The sequence below is a fragment of the Streptomyces sp. NPDC107454 genome, assembly GCF_055582885.1.
Map to the genome: position 1 here is coordinate 175,767 of NZ_JBVJPA010000004.1, position 18,356 is coordinate 194,122.

The 18,356-nt window shown below is 72.0% G+C and carries 17 protein-coding genes and 2 pseudogenes; 13 read left to right on the plus strand and 6 right to left on the minus strand.

Annotation, left to right across the window (positions count from 1 at the left end; translation table 11 throughout):
- The first annotated feature begins 86 nt into the window (after nucleotides 1-86).
- The 7 genes from rhaS to ACZ69M_RS11070 all read left to right on the plus strand — a co-directional run bounded on the left by rhaS (nucleotide 87) and on the right by ACZ69M_RS11070 (nucleotide 7,450).
- Nucleotides 87-1,169 (plus strand): rhamnose ABC transporter substrate-binding protein, encoded by a 1,083-nt coding sequence (rhaS, locus tag ACZ69M_RS11040; protein ID WP_470048715.1) that lies wholly within the window; start codon nucleotides 87-89, stop codon nucleotides 1,167-1,169.
- A 17-nt stretch (nucleotides 1,170-1,186) separates the two neighbouring features.
- Nucleotides 1,187-1,507, plus strand: a complete 321-nt coding sequence (locus ACZ69M_RS11045; protein ID WP_470048717.1) for an L-rhamnose mutarotase — start codon at nucleotides 1,187-1,189, stop codon at nucleotides 1,505-1,507.
- 70 nt (nucleotides 1,508-1,577) lie between these two features.
- Nucleotides 1,578-3,002 carry a BNR repeat-containing protein gene (locus ACZ69M_RS11050; RefSeq protein WP_470048719.1) on the plus strand — a complete coding sequence of 475 codons (1,425 nt, stop codon included), beginning with the start codon at nucleotides 1,578-1,580 and terminating at the stop codon, nucleotides 3,000-3,002.
- A gap of 76 nt (nucleotides 3,003-3,078) precedes the next feature.
- On the plus strand, nucleotides 3,079-4,104 hold the full coding sequence (locus tag ACZ69M_RS11055) for a LacI family DNA-binding transcriptional regulator (RefSeq protein WP_075028038.1): 1,026 nt from the start codon (nucleotides 3,079-3,081) through the stop codon (nucleotides 4,102-4,104).
- A gap of 134 nt (nucleotides 4,105-4,238) precedes the next feature.
- On the plus strand, nucleotides 4,239-5,540 hold the full coding sequence (locus ACZ69M_RS11060) for an alpha/beta fold hydrolase (RefSeq protein ID WP_470048721.1): 1,302 nt from the start codon (nucleotides 4,239-4,241) through the stop codon (nucleotides 5,538-5,540).
- Nucleotides 5,541-5,571: 31 nt separating this feature from the next.
- The gene (sigJ, locus tag ACZ69M_RS11065) at nucleotides 5,572-6,474 is read left to right on the plus strand and encodes an RNA polymerase sigma factor SigJ (RefSeq protein WP_470048723.1); all 903 of its coding nucleotides are present in this window, start codon (nucleotides 5,572-5,574) and stop codon (nucleotides 6,472-6,474) included.
- A 133-nt stretch (nucleotides 6,475-6,607) separates the two neighbouring features.
- Nucleotides 6,608-7,450 (plus strand): pentapeptide repeat-containing protein, encoded by an 843-nt coding sequence (locus tag ACZ69M_RS11070; RefSeq protein ID WP_470048725.1) that lies wholly within the window; start codon nucleotides 6,608-6,610, stop codon nucleotides 7,448-7,450.
- Here ACZ69M_RS11070 and ACZ69M_RS11075 read toward each other — a convergent pair.
- Entirely contained in the window at nucleotides 7,418-8,902 is a 1,485-nt protein-coding gene (locus tag ACZ69M_RS11075) for a cytochrome P450 (protein WP_470048727.1), read from the minus strand. The genes ACZ69M_RS11070 and ACZ69M_RS11075 overlap by 33 nt on opposite strands.
- Before the next feature lie 121 nt (nucleotides 8,903-9,023).
- Here ACZ69M_RS11075 and ACZ69M_RS11080 point away from each other — a divergent pair, with 121 nt between their 5' ends.
- Nucleotides 9,024-9,641, plus strand: a complete 618-nt coding sequence (locus tag ACZ69M_RS11080; RefSeq protein WP_470048728.1) for a TetR/AcrR family transcriptional regulator — start codon at nucleotides 9,024-9,026, stop codon at nucleotides 9,639-9,641.
- Between the two features lie 98 nt (nucleotides 9,642-9,739).
- Nucleotides 9,740-10,465 (plus strand): DUF2470 domain-containing protein, encoded by a 726-nt coding sequence (locus ACZ69M_RS11085; RefSeq protein ID WP_470049331.1) that lies wholly within the window; start codon nucleotides 9,740-9,742, stop codon nucleotides 10,463-10,465.
- On the opposite strand, the gene ACZ69M_RS11090 is transcribed toward ACZ69M_RS11085, so the two are convergent.
- The 3 genes from ACZ69M_RS11090 to ACZ69M_RS11100 all read right to left on the minus strand — a co-directional run bounded on the left by ACZ69M_RS11090 (nucleotide 10,433) and on the right by ACZ69M_RS11100 (nucleotide 14,164).
- Nucleotides 10,433-11,662 carry a lactonase family protein gene (locus ACZ69M_RS11090; protein WP_470048729.1) on the minus strand — a complete coding sequence of 410 codons (1,230 nt, stop codon included), beginning with the start codon at nucleotides 11,660-11,662 and terminating at the stop codon, nucleotides 10,433-10,435. The genes ACZ69M_RS11085 and ACZ69M_RS11090 overlap by 33 nt on opposite strands.
- A gap of 137 nt (nucleotides 11,663-11,799) precedes the next feature.
- Nucleotides 11,800-12,840 carry a hypothetical protein gene (locus ACZ69M_RS11095; RefSeq protein WP_470048731.1) on the minus strand — a complete coding sequence of 347 codons (1,041 nt, stop codon included), beginning with the start codon at nucleotides 12,838-12,840 and terminating at the stop codon, nucleotides 11,800-11,802.
- A 52-nt stretch (nucleotides 12,841-12,892) separates the two neighbouring features.
- On the minus strand, nucleotides 12,893-14,164 hold the full coding sequence (locus ACZ69M_RS11100; protein WP_470048732.1) for an FUSC family protein: 1,272 nt from the start codon (nucleotides 14,162-14,164) through the stop codon (nucleotides 12,893-12,895).
- Nucleotides 14,165-14,281: 117 nt separating this feature from the next.
- On the opposite strand from ACZ69M_RS11100, the gene ACZ69M_RS11105 reads away from it, so the two are divergent.
- The gene (locus tag ACZ69M_RS11105) at nucleotides 14,282-14,878 is read left to right on the plus strand and encodes a TIGR03086 family metal-binding protein (protein WP_470048733.1); all 597 of its coding nucleotides are present in this window, start codon (nucleotides 14,282-14,284) and stop codon (nucleotides 14,876-14,878) included.
- A 53-nt stretch (nucleotides 14,879-14,931) separates the two neighbouring features.
- On the opposite strand, the gene ACZ69M_RS11110 is transcribed toward ACZ69M_RS11105, so the two are convergent.
- Nucleotides 14,932-15,561 carry a CGNR zinc finger domain-containing protein gene (locus ACZ69M_RS11110; protein ID WP_470048735.1) on the minus strand — a complete coding sequence of 210 codons (630 nt, stop codon included), beginning with the start codon at nucleotides 15,559-15,561 and terminating at the stop codon, nucleotides 14,932-14,934.
- Between the two features lie 134 nt (nucleotides 15,562-15,695).
- Here ACZ69M_RS11110 and ACZ69M_RS11115 point away from each other — a divergent pair, with 134 nt between their 5' ends.
- Nucleotides 15,696-16,694 (plus strand): quinone oxidoreductase family protein, encoded by a 999-nt coding sequence (locus ACZ69M_RS11115; RefSeq protein ID WP_470048737.1) that lies wholly within the window; start codon nucleotides 15,696-15,698, stop codon nucleotides 16,692-16,694.
- Nucleotides 16,695-16,780: 86 nt separating this feature from the next.
- The gene (locus tag ACZ69M_RS11120; protein WP_470048739.1) at nucleotides 16,781-17,674 is read left to right on the plus strand and encodes a DUF3626 domain-containing protein; all 894 of its coding nucleotides are present in this window, start codon (nucleotides 16,781-16,783) and stop codon (nucleotides 17,672-17,674) included.
- On the opposite strand, the pseudogene ACZ69M_RS11125 reads toward ACZ69M_RS11120, so the two are convergent.
- Nucleotides 17,614-17,742 (minus strand): annotated as a pseudogene (locus ACZ69M_RS11125) (diguanylate cyclase); the annotation flags it as partial. The gene ACZ69M_RS11120 and the pseudogene ACZ69M_RS11125 overlap by 61 nt on opposite strands.
- Here ACZ69M_RS11125 and ACZ69M_RS11130 point away from each other — a divergent pair.
- Nucleotides 17,738-18,351 (plus strand): annotated as a pseudogene (locus ACZ69M_RS11130) (ferredoxin reductase domain-containing protein); the annotation flags it as partial. The pseudogenes ACZ69M_RS11125 and ACZ69M_RS11130 sit on opposite strands and share 5 nt — an antisense overlap.
- Nucleotides 18,352-18,356: the final 5 nt, after the last annotated feature.

An 18,356-nucleotide genomic window follows, 5' to 3' on the forward strand; every position in this document is an offset into this window, starting at 1 on the left:
GTCCACGCGGCGGAGCCGCATGTCCGATACAGCCCTGTGCCCATTCAGGGGCGCGCCGCACTCACCTCCGTCAAAAGGAACCCGCCATGCGCAAGTCATCCCTCCGCCGTACCGGAGCGGCGCTCGCCGCCGTCACCTCGCTCGCCCTGGCCGTCACCGCCTGCGGCGGCACCACCAAGAACGACGTGAAGAGCGGGGGCGGCTCGGCCGCCGCGACCGGCAAGGCCGACCCGAACGCGGCCACCAAGAAGGGCCTGAAGGTCGGCTTCCTGCCCAAGCAGGTCAACAACCCGTACTTCACCTCGGCGGACAAGGGCGGCGAGAAGGCGCTGACGGAGCTGGGCTCCACGTACAAGGAGGTCGGCCCCAGCAGCGCCACGGACACCTCCGGCCAGGTGAGCTACGTCAACACGCTCACCCAGCAGCAGGTCAACGCGATGGCCGTCTCCGCGCAGGACCCGGGCGCCCTGTGCACCGCGCTCAAGCAGGCCATGAGCAACAAGATCAAGGTCGTCACCTACGACTCCGACACCAAGCCCGAGTGCCGCAACGCCTTCGTCTCGCAGGCCAGCGCCGAGGACCTGGGCCGCACCGAGGTCCAGCTGCTCGCCGAGCAGATCGGCTACAAGGGCGAGATCGCGGTCCTGTCCGCGGCGCAGACCGCGACGAACCAGAACACCTGGATCGACTTCATGAAGGAGGAGCTGAAGGACCCCAAGTACAAGGACATCAAGCTGGTCAAGGTCGCCTACGGCAACGACGACGCCCAGCAGTCCTTCCAGCAGACCCAGGGTCTCCTCCAGGAGCACCCGAACCTCAAGGGGATCATCTCCCCGACCACCGTCGGCATCAAGGCCGCGGCCCAGTACCTGTCCGGCTCCAAGTACAAGGGCAAGGTCAAGCTGACCGGCCTCGGCACCCCCAACGACATGCGCAAGTACGTCAAGAACGGCACCGTCGACGCCTTCGAGCTGTGGGACCCGGCGAAGCTCGGCGAACTCGCCGCGCGTACGGCCGTGGCGCTGTCCTCGGGGCAGATCACCGGAGCCGAGGGTGAGACCTTCAAGGCCGGTGACATGGGCTCGTTCACCATAGCCAAGGACGGCGTGATCAACCTGGGCAAGCCGACCGTCTTCGACGCCAAGAACATCGACCAGTTCAACTTCTAGGATCCAGGGGTCCCTTGATGCGACGTGTGTGCTTTCTGCTGAAGGTCCGTGCGGACCGCCTCGACGAGTACCGCGAGCGGCACGCCGCCGTGTGGCCCGAGATGCTCGACGCGCTCTCGGCCACCGGCTGGCACAACTACTCGCTCTTCCTGCGCGAGGACGGCCTGCTGGTCGGCTACTTGGAGACCGAGGACTTCGCGGCCGCGCAGGCAGGCATGGAAGCCACCGACATCAATGCCCGTTGGCAGGCGGAGATGGCGCCGTTCTTCGAATCGCTGGACGGCGCCAGACCCGACGAGGCCATGAAACGCCTCACCGAGGTCTTCCACCTCGCCTGACAAACCCCTTCCCGGCACCCCCGTCACCACCCGCTGGTATCCGCGCGAAGCCCTCCCCAGGAGTCCGGACATGAAGAGACGCACCCTGCTGGCCACCGCCCTGCTGACCGGTGTGGCAGGCCCCGGAATCGGCGCCGGTACGGCGCGCGCGGCCGACCCCGGCCCCTCGGTCTCCCTCACCGGCAGCACCCAACTCGACGCCCAGGCCCTGTTCTTCGTGTCGTACGACGGCCTGGTCAACAACAACTCGTTCCAGAAGAACGGTCTGCTTACCTACAAGGGCTACCAGTACGCCGTCTGGTACACCGCCGACCGCAGCGCGGTCGTCGCCCGCCGGGCGCTCGGCGCGTCCGGTTGGTCGACGGTCACCCTCGCCCATCGGCTCAAGAGCTCCGACTCGCACAACGTGATCTCCATGGGCGTGTCGAAGACCGACGGCCGGCTGCACCTCAACATGGACTCCCACAGCGACGGCTTCTTCTACGTGAAGTCGGTGGCCGGCCTGCTCGACAACCCCGGCTCCGCCGCCTGGACCTCAGCCGTCTTCGGAGCCGTACAGACCTCGCTGGACGGCCTCGCGCTCACCACGCAGTTCACCTACCCCCAGTTCGTCTCCACGCCCGACGGCAAGCTCCAGCTGAGCTACCGCGTGGGTATCTCCGGAAACGGGCGCAACGCCCTCGCGGAGTACGACGGCTCGTCCTGGACCGCTCTCGGGGAGTGGTCGGGCTCGACCGGCACGTATACCAGCGAGCACGGCTCCAGCACCGCCCGCAACATGTACCTGCACGGCATCGACTACGACGTCGACGGACGCCTGCACTCCTTCTTCACCTGGCGCGAGCAGAACGGCGCCGTGATGTGCAACAGCGGCGGCATCACCAACCACGACACCGGCTATGTCTACTCGACCGACCGCGGCCGTACCTGGCGCAACAACGCGGGCACCGTCGTCGGCACCACGGGCGGCTCCGACACGGTGGGTGTCAACGACGCCGGACTCGTCGTCGACGCGCTCAACCCCGACCACTCCCTCATGAACCAGGAGAGCCAGGCCACCGACTCCACCGGCCTGCCGCACGCGATCATCAGCTATGTGCCCGGTCGCTTCGGCCAGTGCACCACGAACTACGTCACCGACCGGACGAACAACGGCCGCGCCTTCCACCTCCGCAAGAACGCCTCGGGCAGCTGGACGAAGACCGAGATCCCGATCGCCCTCGGCTCCAGCCAGCGCACGAAGCTGATCCTGGACACGTACGACAACGCCTACGCGATCATGCCCTTCGGCCGGATCGCGGGCGCCTCGAAGTCCTCCGGGTACACGGACTGGACACTCCTGTACGACGGCAGCGGCCTCGACGCCTTCGGCGAGGTGGTGATCGACGAGACGCGCGTCTCACAGGACGGGACGCTCTCGGTCATGTACCAGGAGAAGTCCAGCGGGACCACGCCCTCGGCGCTCCACGTCGTCGACTTCCGGCTGCCCGCATGACCAGCGAAGTCGGCGGACTCGCGGGTAATGTGAAGGCCCGCCCGCCGCTTCTCGTCCCCCTGGAGGTTCCTGCCTGATGGCACAGTCGGTGGGTATCAAGGACGTCGCCCGAGCCGCCGGAGTCTCCGTGGGCACGGTCTCGAACGTCATCAACCGCCCGGACAGCGTCGCCTCCGAGACCCGGGCCCGTGTCCAGTCGGCGATAGACCGGCTCGGCTATGTCCGCAGCGAGTCCGCGCGCCAGCTGCGGGCCGGACGCAGCCGGATCATGGGCCTGCTCGTCCTGGACATGGGCAACCCCTTCTTCGTGGACGTCGCCCGCGGCGCCGAGCGCGCCGCGCGGGACGCCGGGCTCGGCGTGATGGTCTGCAACAGCGCGCAGAGCGCCAGCGAGGAGGCCGACTACCTGTCGCTCTTCGCCGAGCAGCGGGTACGCGGCGTGCTGCTGACGCCCGCGGATGCGACCGGGCGCAACATCGCGACGTTCCGCCGCAACGGCATCCCCTTCGTCCTGGTCGACCGGGTCGCCGAGGGCACCACCGAGTGCTCGGTCTCGGTCGACGACGTGGCCGGCGGCGCGCTGGCCGTACGGCATCTGGTCGACGCGGGCCATCGATCGATCGCGTACGTCAGTGGGCCGCCCGGCCTCAACCAGGTCAGGGACCGTCGCGTGGGCGCCCTGAACGCGCTGGCCGAGGCGGGCCTCCCGCCCACCGCGATGCGGGAGCTGCCCACCCAGCGCCTCGACGTGGCCGCGGGCCGCGACGCGGGCGCCCGGCTGCTGGGCCTCGCCGAGCGCCCGACCGCCGTCTTCTGCGCCAACGACCTGCTCGCGCTCGGCGTCCTGCAGGCCATGTACGCGGCGGGCGTCGGCGTCCCCGACGACCTCGCGATCGTCGGCTACGACGACATCGAGTTCGCCGCCGCCGCGGCCGTCCCGCTCACCTCCGTACGGCAGCCCGCCATGACCATGGGCGCCCTCGCCGCCGAACTGCTGCTGGAGGAGACGGAGGCCGAGACGGCACCCACACCGCACGAGCACCGGCGCGTGGTGCTCCAGCCGGAGCTGGTCGTGCGCCGCTCCAGCCTGTCGGCGCGCTGACGCGCGGCACGCTCCACGCGCCCGGCCTGCTGAGCGACCATTCAGTACGACTTTCTTGATCCCCGGTCTCGGCCGGTCGGGGATCATGTGCTCAACTGGGACGCAGCCTGGATCCGTACGTCTCGGGAGCCCTGTTGAGCGTCAGCTACCGCCAGCCCGGTGTCGTCCTCACCGACCACCGTTTCACCGTGCCCCTCGACCACGACGACCCGGCGGGGGAGAGCATCGAACTGTTCGCCCGCGAGGTCGTCGCGAGCGACAAGGCGCACCAGGACCTCCCCTGGATGGTCTACCTCCAGGGCGGGCCCGGCTTCGGCGCCAACCGCTTCGTCGGCAAGCAGGCCTGGCTCGGCCGCGCGCTGAAGGAGTTCCGGGTGCTGCTGCTCGACCAGCGCGGCACCGGCCACTCCACGCCCGCCAATCGCCAGACGCTGCCGCTGCGCGGCGGTCCCGGCGCGCAGGCCGACTACCTCGCGCGCTTCCGCGCCGACTCCATCGTCCGCGACTGCGAGGCCATCCGCCCCCGGCTCACCGGCGGCGACCCCTGGACCGTACTCGGCCAGAGCTTCGGCGGCTTCTGCGTCGTGCACTACCTCTCGACCGCCCCCGAAGGTCTGCGCGCGGCCCTCATCACCGGCGGCCTGCCCTCCCTCGACGCGCACGCGGACGACGTCTACCGGGCCGCGTACCCCCGTATCGAACGCAAGGTCGCGGCGCACTACGCGCGTTACCCCCAGGACGTCGAGCGGGCCCGGCAGATCGCCGACCACCTCCTCCGCCACGAGACCGTCCTGAGCAACGGCTACCGCCTGACCGTCGAGGCCTTCCAGTCCCTCGGCATCCTCCTCGGCGGTGGAGAGGGCAGCCACCGGCTGCACTACCTCCTGGAGGAGGCCTTCGTCCGCACCCCGCAGGGCCCGGCCCTCTCCGACGCCTTCCAGGAGGAGGCGCAGGGCCTCCTCTCGTACGCCGGCCACCCCCTGTACGCACTCGTCCACGAGGCCTGCTACGCCCAGGACGACCGGCCGACCGCCTGGTCCGCAGAGCGGGTGCGTGCCGAGTTCCCCCAGTTCGACGCGGCCAAGGCCCTCGCGGACGACGGACCGCTGCTGTTCACCGGCGAGTCCGTGCACCCCTGGGTGTTCGACACCGACCCCGCGCTGCGTCCCCTCCGCGAGACCGCCGAGGAACTCGCCGCGCGCACCGACTGGCGGCCGCTGTACGACCCCGCCCGCCTCGCCGCCAACGAGGTGCCGGTGGCCGCGGCGGTCTACCACGACGACATGTACGTCGACCCGGGGCACTCCCTGCGCACGGCCCGTGCCATCGGTGGTCTGCGGACCTGGGTGACCGACGAGTTCGAGCACGACGGTGTACGGGCCGGGGGGTCGCGCGTTCTGGACCGGTTGCTGGCGCTGTCGCGCGACGAGGTCTGAACGGGCGCCTTTCGGGGGAGAGGACAACGCGATGGACGAAGACGAACTCCTCGAACACCTCGCGGATCGGTTCCAGGAGCACCGCGGTCGCCTGCGGGCGGTGGCGTACCGGATGCTCGGCTCGCTGAGTGAGGCGGACGACGCGGTCCAGGAGGTGTGGCTGAAGCTCGGCCGCACGGACGTCGGTGAGATCAGAAACCTCGCGGGCTGGCTGACCACGGTGGTCGGCCGGGTCTGTCTGGACCTGCTGCGTTCGCGTGCCGCGCGCCGCGAGGAGCCGCTGGACACCTATGTCCCCGACCCGCTCGTCAGCCCTCTGGAGCGGATCGACCCCGAGCAGGAGGTGCTGCTCGCCGACTCGGTGGGGCTGGCCCTGCTGGTGGTCCTGGAGACACTGGAGCCCGCAGAGCGCCTCGCGTTCGTCCTGCACGACATGTTCGCGGTGCCCTTCGACGACATCGCGCCCGTCGTGGGCCGCTCGTCGGCCGCGACGCGGCAGCTGGCGAGTCGGGCGCGGCGGCGGGTACGGGACGCTGCCGCGCCGGAGCCCGAGCTCGATCCCGCCCGGCAGAAACTGGTCCTCGACGCCTTCCTCGCGGCCTCGCGCGCCGGGGACTTCGAGGCACTGGTGTCCGTCCTTCATCCCGATGTCGTGCTCCGCGTCGACTCCGGTGTGCTCGTCGGCGGGGCGGCGGCGTCCAAGGTGGTCCACGGTGCGACCGGCGTCGCCCAACAGGCGCTCATGTTCCGCCAGTTCGCGGAGTTCTCCCGGCTCGCGCTGGTCAACGGGGCGATCGGCGTCGTCACGGCCCCCGAAGGCCGCCCGCTGTCCGTCATGGGTGTCACCATCACCGACGGCCGCGTCGTCGAGATGTACATCCTCGCCGACCCCGAACGCCTGACCCACGTGAACCTCGCCGGACTGGAGGGCTGAGCCACCGTTTCCGCTGGAAAGACGCGCGCAGCGCTCTTCCAGGGGCGCGGGGAACTGCGCGATCAGCCCCGCCCCACCCGCAGCCGGAGAACGCACCGCAGGGGTGCCCCCGACGGCTCAGTAGGCTGGTGACATGCGAGAAGACAGTGTGGCGGCAGTCGATGACCGGCTCCTTGAGCTGCGGGCCGACTGCGGTCGGTGTTTCGGGTTGTGCTGCGTCGCCCTGCCCTTCACCCGCTCGGCGGACTTCGCGATCGACAAGGACGCGGGAAAGCCCTGCCAGAACCTGCGGACGGACTCCCGGTGCGGAATCCACACGCAGCTGAGGGAGAAGGGGTTCAACGGGTGCACGGTGTACGACTGTTTCGGCGCCGGCCAGCAGGTCTCCCAGGTCACTTTCGGCGGTCAGGACTGGCGCACAGGCCCGCGGGAACGGGCCCGGCAGATGTTCGACGTGTTCCCGGTCGTCCGCCAGCTCCACGAGCTGCTCCGATATCTGAACGAGGCCCTGACCCTCCCCGCGGCCCGCCCGATCCACGCCGACATCCGCCGAGCCCTCGCCGAGACGGAGCGACTGACGAACCAGTCCCCCGAGGAGCTCGGGGAGCTGGACGTGAACGCGCACCGGCAGCAGGTCAACACCCTCCTGCTGCGGACCAGCGAACTGGTGCGCGCGGGAGTCGGCCGCGGCAAGAAGAAGGAGCGGCGCGGCGCCGACCTCATGGGCGCCCGCCTCAGGGGCGCCGACCTGCGGGGTGCCAACCTGCGCGGCGCCTACCTCATCGCCGCCGACCTCACCGGCGCCGATCTGCGCGGCGCGGACCTGATCGGCGCCGACTTCCGCGACACGGATCTCACGGACGCGGATCTGACCGACGCGTTCTTCCTGACCCAGCCCCAGCTGAACGCGGCCAGGGGCAGCTACGGGACCAGGCTGCCGCGGTCAGTCACCCGCCCGGGCCACTGGACGCAGTGACACCGGGTCCGCCGCGGGTGCCCGGTCATCGAGGTGCAGCCGCAGCCCCTCCGGCATCAGCGTCAGTCGCTCGGAGACCCGCAGCCGGTAGTCCGGTTCGGGCCGCAGCTCATAGCGGCGCAGCAGCAGCCCCAGGACGAGCGTCGCCTCGTGCAGTGCGAACTGCCGGCCGATGCAGGCCCGCGCCCCGGTGCCGAACGGCTTGAAGGTGTGGGCGGCCCGGGACCGTACGGCCCCCGGGTCGAAGCGGTCCGGGTCGAATTCCTCGGCGTCCGCGCCCCACACCTCCGGGTTGCGGTGCAGCAGCGCCGTCAGGACCAGGGTCCAGGCACCCGTCCGCATCGGGTGGACCCCGCCCAGGACGGTGTCCTCGCGGGCCTCGCGCGCGAAGGCGGGCGCCGTCGGCCACAGTCGTAGCGACTCGTCGAGGACCCGGCGGACGTACCGCAACTTGGCGACCTGGTCGTAGGCGGGCAGGGGAGTGTCGCCCCAGACCCGGTCCACCTCGGCCTGTGCGCGAGCGGCGACGTCCGGGTGCTGGGCGAGGTAGTGCAGGGCGAAGGAGAGCGCGCCCGAGGTCGTCTCGTGGCCGGCGATCAGGAAGGTGATCACCTGGCGGCGGATGTTCTCGGGCGCCAGCCGTTCCCCCGTGTCCGGGTGGGCGGTCTCCAGCATCCGGTCGAGCAGGTCCCCCTCCCCGGAGGAGTGCCGGCGGGCGGCCACGACGGCGTCGACCGTCTGGTTCAGGTACGCCGTGTGCGCCTCGTTGCGGCGGGTGGCACCGCGCAGCAGGACCGGGGCCAGCGGCGCGGGGAGCACGTTGAGGCGCTGCGCGTAGGTCAGGGTCCCGACCATCGCGGTGACGAAGGGGTGCGGCCTGGAGCGCTCGAAGGAGCCGAAATCGTGCCCGAAGCCGGTGCGGGCGATCGTCTCCAGCGTCAGTTTCGTCATGTCGCCGGGTACGTCCACCGCCCGGCCCGCCGCGCGCTCCCCGTCCCAGCGGTCCATCAGCCGCTCGGTCACGGCGAGCATCATCGGGTGGTAGCCCTCCATCGCCTCACGGCTGAAGCCCGGGGCGAGGACGTCGTGGGCCAGCTGCCAGTTCGGTTCGTGGTTGTACGCCGTGAACAGACCGTCCCCGGCGACCGGCCGGAGGTTGGCGACCCCGAGGCCGACGTGCTTGGCGAACCGGTTCTCGTCCGCCAGCTCGGCCGCGAGCTCGGCGCCCCACACGAAGACGATCTCCTTGCCGAAGCCCTTGCGCCGGAAGATCGGCCCGAGCCTGCGCCCGAACCGCATCGAGTCCTGAAGGGGAGAGCGGACGTTCGCGCCGATCACATCCCCGACGAGGGGGAGCCGGTAGGGCGGCCGGGGGATGCGGTGCAGCTCGGGCCAGCCCAGCTCCGCGCTCCGGAACCCCTTGGGCAGCACGGCCCCTGTCGTCTCCGCCATGACGCGATCTCCCTTGTGCCCGTGGCACGTCGACGCTGCTGTCCTGACCTGTTGTACGCGGGTTCAATAGCGGTTTTCAGTGTGATCCCGTTGTTGAACCGACGTCAAGTAAGGTGCGGCCATGATGGGCAAACAGGGGGAGCGAGGGGAACGGACGCGCCGTCGGCTGAGTACCGAGGAGCGCAGGGAGCAGCTGCTGTCCGTCGGGGCGCGGCTGTTCTCGGAGAGCCCGTACGACGAGGTGTGGATCGAGCAGGTCGCCGAGATCGCCGGGGTCTCGCGCGGGCTCCTCTACCACTACTTCCCCACCAAACGGGACTTCTTCGCGGCCGTCGTGGAGCGCGAGAGCGAGCGGATGCTGCGGCTGACGGCCGCGGTGCCCGGCATTCCCGTCCGCGAGCAGCTGAGCGCCGGACTCGAGACCTTCCTGGCGTACGTCGAGGCCCACGCGCACGGCTTCCGCGCCTTCCATCGCGCCGACGCGGCCGGTGACCAGGCCGTGCGCAGGGTCTATCAGCGGGCGCTGGCCGCGCAGGAGCAGCAGATCCTGGCGGCGCTCGACGCGGCCCCCGACGTTCCCGGTGGGATCGAGGACCGGCCCGAGCTGCGGATCGCCGTCCGTGGCTGGCTCGCCTTCACCACGGCCGTGTGCCTGGAGTGGCTCAGGGGTGCGGAGCTGACCCGGGAGCAGTTGCGGGATCTGTGTGCACGGGCGCTCATGGGCGCCATCACGCCGTAACTCGTGCGAGGGACGCAGGTGTGGCGTGGTTGGCGTACACCCGGATCTCCGATAGGTTAGGCAAGGCTTACCTAAGGGAGGTTGGGATGGGTGACCGCATGGGTGACCGTCATACCTGGACGGCCGCGCCCGCCGCCGCCGAGCGTGCCCGCTCGGTGCTCGCCGCGGCATGGTCCTGCGCGGTGACCGCGGAGGGCGGCAGGGAGGAACTCGTCGGCGCGCACACCGTCACCGCGGACGGCCGGGTTCTCCTGCATGTGCCGGACGACAGCGCGCTGACGGCCGCGGCGGTCTGCGCGCCGCGCGCAGAGCCCTCCGCCGTCCTGGAGTTCGCGGACGTCGCGCCCGTGCCGGTGCGCAGCCGGATCCGCGCCCGGCTCTGGATGGCCGGCCGGTTCGTCCTGGCGGAGGCGCACCTGGAGTTCCGGCCCTCGCGCGTGGTGCTGCGCGAGTCGTCCGGCGCGCTCGTGGTGGACCTCGACGACTTCGCGGACGCCGTCCCCGACCCGCTCGCGACGGCCGAGGCGAGCCTGCTCACCCACCTGGCCGACGCGCACCCGGACGCCGTCGAGCGGCTGACCCGTCTCGTCGAGCCCGAGAGTCTGCACGGCGCGGTCCGCGTCCAGCCGCTCGCCGTCGACCGGCACGGACTGACGCTGCGGATCGAACGGGCGCGCGGCAACGGCGACGTACGCCTGTCCTTCCACGCGCCCGCCGACGACGTCTCGCAGCTCACCGAGCGGATGCATGTGCTGCTCACGCAGGCGAGCTCCGCCAACTGCCCCCGCGCGCTACAGCGGCAGCGCACAGACGGCGACGGGTGAGGCGAACGGCTTGCCCGCGAGCCGGAGTTCACCGCTCGCGCCCTCGACGTGGAAGACGCTGACCGTGCTCGAGCGCTGGTTCGCCGTGAACAGCAGCCGTTCGTCCGGTGAGAAGGCGAGGTGGCGCGGGAAGTCGCCGCCGACCGGCACGCTGTCCAGGAGCCTCAACCGGGCTCCGGCCGCCTCGACCCCGTACCGCGTCAGGGTGTTGTGGCCGCGGTTGGCGAGATAGGCGTACGACCCGTTCGACGTCACCAGGATCTGCGCCGGGTAGTTCGTGCCCGTGCCCGTGCCGGTGGACTGCGGGTCGCCCGGGGTGAGCCGTCCGCTCGCCGGGTCGTACGCGCAGACCACGACCGTGTTGTCGACCTCGTTGGCGAGATAGGCGAAACGGCCGGCGGGGTGGAAGGTGAGATGGCGTGGCCCCGCGCCCGGCCGGGTGTGCGCCTGGGAGACCTCGGTCAGCGTTCCCTTCGACTGGTCCAGGCGGTAGGTGTACACCGTGTCGGTGCCCAGGTCGACGGCGAGGACGTGCCCCCCGTCCGGACTGGTCGTGAACTGGTGCGCGTGCGGGCCGTCCTGGCCGGGGCCCGGTGCCGGACTGGAGTGCGTGACCAGGTCGGTGCGTTCGCCGAGTGCGCCCGAGGCGTCGACGGGGTGCACGGCCACGCTGCCCGAGGCGTAGTTGGCGCTCAGCAGCCACCGTCCGCTCGGATGCACGGAGAGGTGGCAGGGGCCCGCGCCACCGGTGCTCCGGGAACCCAGGACCCGGTTGTCGGCGAGCCGTACGGCCGTCACGGCGCCCGCCTGCCGCTCGTCGACCGCGTACAGCGTGTGGCCCTTCGGATGCGTGGCGAGGTACGACGGGTCGCCGATGCCGGTGAGTGTGCCGGTGGCCGTCACGGTGCCCGTCGCCGGGTCGTACGTGGCCAGGCCGATCCCCTTTCCACCGCCCTCGACCGAGGTGTACGTGCCGAGGAACAGCCGGCGGACGGTGGGGGAGGAAGAGGTCCGCCCGGGGGCCGAGGTGGCGGGGGAGCCCCCGGCGGGTGGGTTCGTGGCGGCCGCGGGGCGGGTGCGCGGCGCGGCCGGTGCCGGCACCGTCGTCACCGCGGTGATCCCCGCCAGCGCCCCGAGGAACCGGCGCCTGCCCCAGCCGCCGCCCGCGTCCCGCGCCGGATCCGCGCCACTGTTCATAGCTGCACCTCGGGTGTCGGTTGCCTCGGTCGTCACAGCCACCTTGGCGTGCGACACCCGAGAAGTGCAAGAACGGCAACGCTTGTTGCGCCCTGTGCAACGAGAGGTGGGGTTGTCCGACGACTGCGTGGGGCCGTCTACCAGTCACCGTCCTCGACCGGCTCGCCCGGCGCGTCGCCCAGCTGTTTCACCTGGTGGGGCGAGGGCTCCTGCCAGGGCTCGTGGTCGTCGCCGAGCCACTCGCCGACCGGACGCACCGAGCTCAGTGTGTCGGTGGGGGCGACGTCCTGGGCCGCGTCGTCGTAGTACTCGAACCAGGGCAGCCCGGCCCGTGTGTAGGCCGCGCGGTCGACGGGGGACGGCGGGGGAGCCTCGCCCGTGATGCGGCGCCACTCGGGAGGCGTCACGAGATGCACGAACACCCGGCCGGCGGGCTCCCTGGCCCAGGCGCCGCGCGAGCGCTCGTCCGCGTAGACCTCCTGGCGCATCGAGCCTCCCACGCCGAGTCCCATGGCCGGGGCGCTCCTCGCGCGGGCCGCCGGGGCGGGCGCGGCGGCCATGGCGGCGCCGGGAGCCGGCGGGGCGGCGCCATAGGCGGACACGCTCTTCACGGACCGCGTGCTCACGGACCGGCGGCGCTCCCGCTCACGCCACTTCGCGAGCTCCGCGTCATTGAGCCGGAAGGACTGCAGCTGCAGGCCGCCCCACACCTCCTCGCCGGTGACCTGGCCCTCGACCGTGGCGCCGAGCCCCAGCGGCACGGCCACGAACTGGCGGACCGTGCCCTTCCCTGAGTTGATGCCGTCGAGCCAGAGCTGGCGGGGGAGCACCACATAGTTCTGCGGGTTCTGGGCCAGCAGGGAGCTCCACGGCCTGCCCGAGACCGCGCACACCTTGCCCGCGCCGACCTGGAGGGCGGCCGGCTCCGTCGAGCCCGCGAAGCTCAGCCACATGGCCTCGCGCAGATACACCGGCAGCATCACACCGCCGCGCGAGCGCCACTCGGCGGGCACGGTGTCCGCGTGGTCCTCGACGCGGCGCACGGGGAACTCGCCGAGCCCCGGCGGCAGTTCGTGCGTGCCCGTCTCGGGCAGGCGCAGCGTCCGCATGAACCGGACCCGCACCCCGCCCGGCAGCCGCAGTGTGTTCCCGTCGATCCGCACCGCGTCGTCGGCCATCCGTCCGCTCCCCCCGTCGTCGCCCCCGTCCCCGAAAACGGAACGGCTGTCCTCAGAGAGAACGACCGGAGACGGGGGGACGGTTCCGGTCCGAACGCGGCTGTCGCGGCCCGCGGGGCATCCGAAGGCGCTGCCGCAGTCGGACGAGGTGGTCACGGCGCTTGCGCTCTTCGCGGGTACCGCGGTCGAGCTCCTCCATGAGCCGCCGTGAGCGGTGCTCCGTGTCCAGCTCGTCCAGGATGCGGTTGATCTCGGTGAGGACGGCGCCGTGCAGCTGCCACTGCCGGGCGTCCCGCTGCACCTCGTCGAGCAGCAGCTGGGCCAGCTTGTCGCGGGTCGCCGTGGCTGTGGACAGCTCCGCGGCGAGCCGGGCCTCGGCCGACTCGGCGTTCTGACTGATGTCCGTGGTCACCAGGACCGCGAAACTCACCACGGCGTCGCCCACTTCGGACAGCAGCTGCTCCAGCGTCGCCCCCACCTGAGGCTCGAACAGCGGCTCGGGATCGCGCTCCTTGGCGAGGTCGGTGAGGGTGCGGGCGAGTACCCGCAGTACCACCGTGCAGATCTCCAGCGTGTCGAGGCCGGTGCGCAGCACGATCCGGTGCAGCAGGCCCTCCCGTACGCGCGGATTGAGCTTGAGGCTGTCCTCGGCCTGCCGGAGCGCCGCGTCCACCTGGACGATGTCGTGGTCCAGGCGGCGCGCTTCGTGCAGCCGCGCGGTGGCGTGCTCGACGGGAGTGCGGCCGGCCGCCTCCTCGCCCATGCGCAGCATCAACCGCCGTACCCGCCGTGCCAGATCCTCGATGGACTCGCCGGCCGCGCCGACCCACACCGGCGGAGCGAAGAGCAGATTGCAGCCGAGTCCGACCACCGCGCCGATCAGTGTCTCCAGCACCCTGGCCCAGGCCGTGTCCCCGACCCTGGTCACGCCGAGCACGAGCATGGCGCTGATCGCCACCTCGGGCACGAACTCGCTGACCCGGACGAGATGGCCGACGGCCAGCGAGGCGAGGATGAGCAGGGCCAGACTCCACCACGTCAGACCCACGAGAACGCTGAAGGCGATGGCGACGACGACACCCGCCACCACGGAGTTCACCCGGCGGATGCCGGTGGTGAGGGTGGCGTAGAGCGTGACCTGCACGACCAGGAGCGCGGTGAGCGGGGCGGTGAGCGGCGCGGGCTCCGGACTGAGCCGCAGCGCGATCACGTACGCGACGGTCGCGGCCCCCGCCGACCGCACCGACTGGACGACCACGGGTTCCTCGTGCCACTTCCGGAGCTGTGCGCCTGCCACGGCCCACGCACCACGTACGTCTCGCATCCTTGGCCTTTTCCCTTTTCGCAGGCGTACCGAACGTGCTGATTGAGGACCGTAACTGTCCGCAAGGGAGCCTAGTTTGTTCTCATCGGCCGGAAGGCACCCAGGAGGGGACCAGGAATGAGCGATCTCGCGGGCTTCGAGCTGCTGACCAGGGCGCACGTCTACCTGAGTGAGGTGGCCGTCGCCGTACCGGAGCGGGCGTGGGGGGCGCCGACGCCGTGCAGCGAGTGGACGGTGCGCCAGGTCCTCAACCACGCGCGACTGGATCAGCAGGCGTACGGCGCCGCGATCACCGGCGCCGACCGGCCCGACTCCGACCCCTTCCGGCCCGCCGACGTGCTGGACTCCGACGCGCAGACGGCGTTGGAGAAGGTGCTGCGGGGCGTGGCGGACGCGTACGCGCAGCTGCCGGCCGACTCCCCGGAGGTCGCGACCCCCCTCGGGCCGTTGCCGTTCCCGCTGGCCGCCGCCGCTGCCGCCATGGACGCCGCCGTGCACGCCTGGGACATCGCCGTCGCCACCGGCCAGGACGCGCCGCTGGAGGAGGAGCTGGCGGCGGGGATCGGGTTCGCGGCGGATCGGCTCGTCGATCACCTGCGCGACTCCTACGGGGTGTTCGCCGCTGCCCGCGAGGTGCCGGCGGCCGCAGGCCGGGCCGAGGCGCTGCTCGCCTTCCTCGGCCGGGACCCGCACTGGACGCCCTCCGTGTCCTGACGCGCGGACCGCGAGGCGGGGACCCCCGCGGCGTTCTCAGCCGGTGGCCGCCGTCACCGGCTGGAGTCGGCGCGGCTGCGGGACCGGTAGCCGGCCACCTTCGCGAGATTGCCGCAGCGGTCCATGGAGCACCAGCGGCGCCGACGGGCCTGGGAGTCGTCCAGGAAGAGCAGCGAGCACTCGGGGTTCTCGCACTCCTTGACCCTGGCGAGGAGCGGGCCGCCGACCAGCAGGACGGCGTCCCGGGCCACGGTCGCGAGGGCCGCGGGTCCGGGACGCTCGGCCGTCCAGCGCAGGGGCTGCCCGGGACCCGCGCCCTCGTCCTGCGGCTCGGGGAGCTGGGGGGCGAGGTCGGGGCGGGCCGCCGCCTCGTTGGCCCGCGCGACATCGGCCGGGTCGGATGCCTCCCCGGCCATCGCGGCGCGTACGAGCCGGTAGAGGGCCTCGCGCAGGGTGCGGGCGTGGGTGAGGTCGCCCTCGGTGACGCGCACCGGGGTGTCGTCCGCCCCGGCGCTCAGGCCCGCCTCGGTGATCCAGCGGGCGAGGGCGTCGGGGTCCGGGAGCCGCTCCAGGGGGGTGGCGTGCCGCTTGCCGAGCGTGGCCACGAAGTTCAGGCAGGGGCGTCCGCCGATGAAGGGGAACGGCGAGGCGGGCTCGGGGGTGGCGGCGGGAGCGGAAGGCATGGTCGCAGTGTAGCGCCTTGACACCGGTTGAAGTGGTGTCGCATGGTGACACCACTTCAACCGGTGTCACTGCTCCCGTGGGTCTCCTCGGATTCCGCAGTGCTCCGGTGCGTCCACAGGGAAGCAGGTGCGGTATGCGTGCGGTGCGGATCGACGAGTTCGGCGGGCCCGAGGTGCTGGTGCCGGTGGAGGTCCCCGACCCGGTCGCGGGCCCGGGCCAGGTGCTGCTGCGGGTCGTGGCGGCGGGGGTGAACCGGGCGGACGCGCTGGTCCGCGCCGGGCGGTACCACCGGGCCGGACGGCCACCGCTGATCCCGGGCGTGGAGGCGGCCGGCGTCGTCGCCGCGGTGGGGGAGGGGGTGACCGGCATCGAGGTCGGACAGCGGGTCATGGCTCTGGACGGGGTGAACGCACCCGGTTTCTACGCCGAGTTGGCCGTCGTGCCCGCCCGGCAGGTCACGGTCGTGCCGGACGGTCTGGAGCTGACCGAGGCCGCCGCCCTGCCCGTGGCCTGGCTCTCCGCCTGGTACTGCCTGCGCCATCTGGCAAAGGTGACCAAGGACGACACCGTGGTGGTGAAGGCCGCCGCGAGCGGGGTGGGCAGCGCGGCCGTCCAGATCGCCGCCGGGGCCGGCGCCCGTGTCGTCGCGCTCGCGGGTTCACCCGACAAGACCGCCTGGGCCGCCGGATTCGGCGCCCACGACACCCTTGACACGTCCGCGTACCCGGGCGACGCGGAGGTCGAGGAGGTGCTGCGCCTGACCGGCGGGCGCGGTGCGGACGTCGTCCTCGACACCGTCGGCGGCCCCGCCTTCGGACGGAGCCTGCGCGAGGTCGGGCACGGCGGACGGGTGGTCGCCCTCGCCAACGTCGCCCTGGAGCCGAGCACGATCGACACCCGCGACTTCTATCCGAAGAACGCCGCCGTCCTCGGCTTCCAGCTCACCAATCTGCAGATCCACGGCTACGACCCCCGCGAGGACCTGCGCGAGCTGGCCCGGCGGGTCGCGGCGGGCACCTACCGCGTGCCGGTCGAGACGGTGGTCCCGCTGGACCAGGCGCGCGCGGCCCACGAACGTCTGGAGCGGCGCGACAACCGGGGCAAGATCGTGCTGGCCGTCCAGGAGAAATGAGTTGCGGATGTCGCGCCCGACGAGTGATCTCTGAAGGTCCCGGAGCGGGGCGAACGCGTGCGGAGACAGGGCGGGGGAGGGGTCGCATGGACTTCAGGGACGGCCGCACACCTCAGGGGAGGGCGCTGCGCCACATTGCGGCTCTCTCCCGCGGCCCGGCCGTGGACCCGGCGCTGCGCATCACGCTGAACTTCCACCCCGACCGGCTGGTGGGCGGGCTCCCGGTCCTGGAGGTACTGGCCCGGGACGGCGCGTACGTCTCGCAGTTCGTCACGGGCACGAGCAACGGCGGGCTCACCGCACACCCCGGCGGCGACCGCTGGCGCTGGGAAAGCCGTATCTTCGGCGCGGCGTACGACGCCGAACCCCCGCACGAGAGACCCGTGTACGGCGGACTGAACTTCCGCCGCCAACTCGTCGGCGCGGCGCCCCGCTTCGGCTCCTCGCACTTCCGGCTGACCGGTACGGCCCTGCCGCGGGCCACCTTCTGCTATCCGGACAGCGCGGCCGAGCCGTCCGCGTTCGGGGTCGCCGCCGGGATGTCCCTGATCGAGCTGGCCGAGGCGGACGAGCGGGACGCGCTGGACGACTACATCGAGGCGCAGGTGCACGGGCCCGTCGACCTGGCGAGGGACATGGAGGCCCTGGTCCTGGACGCGAGCTACCGCGGCACGGCCGTCGAGGCGGCGGCCCGGCGGCTCCCGTGCCCCGTGGAGTGGCACCCCGGCTACCGGCTCCCGGTCGAGGAACTGCGGCGCCACCCGGACTTCCGTGGCCCGGAGTTCGTCGCGCTCGGCGCCCGGATCGCCGAGGACGGCCTGCTCGATCCCCGGATCATCGGGGACGCCGCCCGCACCGGCCGCCACGAACTCCAGGACCTGAAGAAGGTGTGGCACTGCCTCGCGCGCTTCGGCGCCCCTCAGGGAGCGGGCACGGCCGCGGGCGGCCACACTCCCGGAGCCAGTACGCCCAGTGCGTAGGCGCGCGCGACCAGTTCCGTACGGTTGGCCGCGCCCCAACGCCCGGACAGGCGCCGCAGGTGGGTGGTCTCCCTTTTGGAGGCCCCGGCGCGCTCCGGCCTGGGCACGTACACCGGAGTCGGCTCCGGTCATCTGCACACGGTCAAGCCCGGCGATACCGTCCTCGCCCGCGTCCAGCCCTGCCGGGAGGCCTTCCGGATCGACGCCTGCGCGCCGGTCGTGATGGTCGCGGCGGGCACCGGACTCGCCCCGTTCCGCGGCGCCATCGCCGACCGCCGCGCCCGGCCGGCCACGGGAGCCGAACTACCGCCCGCCGTCTGCTATTTCGGCTGCGACGCCCCGGACGCGGACTACCTCCACGCGGAGGAACTCCACGCCGCCGAGGCCGCCGCGGCGGCTCCCTGCGCCCGGCCTTCAGTGCGGCGCCCGTCGACGGTGTGACCTTCGTGCAGCACCGGATCGCCGCCGAGTCGGACGAGGTCTGGGATCCGCTGCGGGCCGGAGCCCGGGTGTACGTGTGCGGCGACGGCTCGCGCATGGCACCCGGCGTCCGCGAGGCCTTCCGTACGCTGTACCGGGACCGTACGCCGGACGCGGACGAGGCGACCGCCGAGAGGTGGCTGAACGAGCTGATCGCGAACGGGCGTTACGTGGAGGACGTGTACGCGGCCGGGTGACCGAA

Excerpts from the sequence above, each read along its gene's own strand:
- rhaS (WP_470048715.1), top strand. The coding sequence starts at position 87 with ATGCGCAAGTCATCCCTCCGCCGTACCGGAGCGGCGCTCGCCGCCGTC.
- ACZ69M_RS11045 (WP_470048717.1), top strand. The coding sequence starts at position 1,187 with ATGCGACGTGTGTGCTTTCTGCTGAAGGTCCGTGCGGACCGCCTCGAC.
- ACZ69M_RS11050 (WP_470048719.1), top strand. The coding sequence starts at position 1,578 with ATGAAGAGACGCACCCTGCTGGCCACCGCCCTGCTGACCGGTGTGGCA.
- ACZ69M_RS11055 (WP_075028038.1), top strand. The coding sequence starts at position 3,079 with ATGGCACAGTCGGTGGGTATCAAGGACGTCGCCCGAGCCGCCGGAGTC.
- sigJ (WP_470048723.1), top strand. The coding sequence starts at position 5,572 with ATGGACGAAGACGAACTCCTCGAACACCTCGCGGATCGGTTCCAGGAG.
- ACZ69M_RS11070 (WP_470048725.1), top strand. The coding sequence starts at position 6,608 with ATGCGAGAAGACAGTGTGGCGGCAGTCGATGACCGGCTCCTTGAGCTG.
- ACZ69M_RS11075 (WP_470048727.1), bottom strand. The coding sequence starts at position 8,902 with ATGGCGGAGACGACAGGGGCCGTGCTGCCCAAGGGGTTCCGGAGCGCG.
- ACZ69M_RS11080 (WP_470048728.1), top strand. The coding sequence starts at position 9,024 with ATGATGGGCAAACAGGGGGAGCGAGGGGAACGGACGCGCCGTCGGCTG.
- ACZ69M_RS11085 (WP_470049331.1), top strand. The coding sequence starts at position 9,740 with ATGGGTGACCGTCATACCTGGACGGCCGCGCCCGCCGCCGCCGAGCGT.
- ACZ69M_RS11090 (WP_470048729.1), bottom strand. The coding sequence starts at position 11,662 with ATGAACAGTGGCGCGGATCCGGCGCGGGACGCGGGCGGCGGCTGGGGC.
- ACZ69M_RS11095 (WP_470048731.1), bottom strand. The coding sequence starts at position 12,840 with ATGGCCGACGACGCGGTGCGGATCGACGGGAACACACTGCGGCTGCCG.
- ACZ69M_RS11100 (WP_470048732.1), bottom strand. The coding sequence starts at position 14,164 with ATGCGAGACGTACGTGGTGCGTGGGCCGTGGCAGGCGCACAGCTCCGG.
- ACZ69M_RS11105 (WP_470048733.1), top strand. The coding sequence starts at position 14,282 with ATGAGCGATCTCGCGGGCTTCGAGCTGCTGACCAGGGCGCACGTCTAC.
- ACZ69M_RS11110 (WP_470048735.1), bottom strand. The coding sequence starts at position 15,561 with ATGCCTTCCGCTCCCGCCGCCACCCCCGAGCCCGCCTCGCCGTTCCCC.
- ACZ69M_RS11115 (WP_470048737.1), top strand. The coding sequence starts at position 15,696 with ATGCGTGCGGTGCGGATCGACGAGTTCGGCGGGCCCGAGGTGCTGGTG.
- ACZ69M_RS11120 (WP_470048739.1), top strand. The coding sequence starts at position 16,781 with ATGGACTTCAGGGACGGCCGCACACCTCAGGGGAGGGCGCTGCGCCAC.